The organism is Streptomyces sp. NPDC046876, assembly GCF_040645035.1.
In the GTDB taxonomy this organism is placed as follows: Bacteria; Actinomycetota; Actinomycetes; order Streptomycetales; family Streptomycetaceae; genus Streptomyces.
In genome coordinates this window covers 1-1034 of the sequence record NZ_JBEYXK010000253.1, presented here as the reverse complement: position 1 = coordinate 1034, position 1034 = coordinate 1, and the positions used below count along the sequence as shown (strand labels likewise).

1 protein-coding gene is annotated in these 1034 nt (G+C 43.7%); it reads left to right on the top strand.

Annotated features, from left to right (window positions below):
• Positions 1-857 precede the first annotated feature (857 nt).
• Positions 858-1034, top strand: a 177-nt coding sequence (locus tag ABZ924_RS38805) for a DUF202 domain-containing protein (RefSeq protein ID WP_361920472.1), incomplete at its 3' end; no start/stop codon positions are given.

The window sequence follows — 1034 nt, the reverse complement described above, 5'->3', positions numbered from 1 at the left end:
TTGTTGCCAATCGCGCGCAATTGCCGAGCCATCTCAAATGCGCCCTCCCGATCAATCTTGGGAGGCGTCATTCTCGCCCCTTGTGCCTGCTTCTTGCAGAAGGTCGGCACACTCATTCCAGCAGCTTGAGCCATCTGCTCTAGCTGCTGGAATTCGAGGTCGTTCACCCGAAATTTAATCTGTCGATTGTCTTTCCTGTTCTCTCCCAAAAAGACCGCCCCTCCTTGTTCAATCTGTGATTGAAATGCTGCTTCCTACTCGTTGGTGTGCTCCGAGTATATCAGCATCATAGAGGGTTGGCAAGCTTCGTAAATGGTACCCATTTACAGCTTGTTGGGGAGCCCCCCAATCCCCCAAAGACCTTGGGCGTTGCCCAACCCCACAAGGGAAATGCTTTCCCTTGACCCTTCCCCAAAAACCCAAAAGAAGGTTTCCGGCACGCAGCTGATCGCTCGTCCCCGAAACCAAAAAGCAAGCCGTTGGCCAACCGTTTTCCCGTTTAGCAGCCAGCCCATTTAACCGAATAATCCCCTACATCATTCAGCAATTATTTGGCTGCAAGCACCAAATAATTGCCAAAATCGCTTACGAGCCAAAACGAAATAAAAGGAGCTGTTTTTCATTTTTAGAAAAACAGCTCCTTCTTTCTGATAAAATATATACGATACTTTTATTCATGATTCTCTTTTGAGTTTATTTTTTTGAATCAGTTGGAACTGTAAAGCTGTATGAATTAGTCAACTGATTATGGATTACTACTTCATATTCAAGATTATTTTCTTCTGCTTGCTCAACTAATGAATTTATTTCTGAGGAATTAAAGTAACTCTGAGTAGCCATTAATAGCAAAGTCAGAATTGCAATCAATAAAACCACAACAACACCTAGCTAATGAACGTACCTACCTAGCCTGGATTCGTACGGTTATTTCAATTGTCGGCGTTGGTTTTCTGGCGACGAGTTTGCATTTTACTATGGGTGTCACACGTAATACATTTGTTGATACGTTTACTATTGCACTCGGTATTTTCGCC